The organism is Neokomagataea anthophila (assembly GCF_018122595.1).
Lineage (GTDB): Bacteria > Pseudomonadota > Alphaproteobacteria > Acetobacterales > Acetobacteraceae > Gluconobacter > Gluconobacter anthophilus.
Genome location: NZ_JAGRQH010000116.1, coordinates 1 through 242 on the forward strand (window position 1 = coordinate 1; position 242 = coordinate 242).

Annotated in this window: 1 protein-coding gene; it reads right to left on the reverse strand. The window is 59.9% G+C overall.

What is annotated here, in order from left to right; translation table 11 throughout:
- On the reverse strand, positions 1-242 hold a 242-nt coding region (locus tag KB213_RS12265; protein WP_211683534.1), incomplete at both ends, for an ABC transporter substrate-binding protein.

Consider the following 242-nt stretch of genomic DNA (forward strand, 5'->3'; position numbering starts at 1 on the left):
GCCGACCACAACATGCACCTTGTCTGAATCTATTAGGCGGCGGAACTGCTGGGCCGCGATTGTGCCGTTGCCTTCGGTGTCGTAGAGGAACGGCCTGATCTTGTTACCGGCCATGCCGCCGCGCGCATTGATCTGTTCGACGAGCATCTCGAAGGCGTTCTTCTGTGATGCGCCGATGAAGGCCGTTGGCCCCGAGGCTGCGATCAACGCACCAATGCGGATTTCCTTATCCTGGGCCTGCG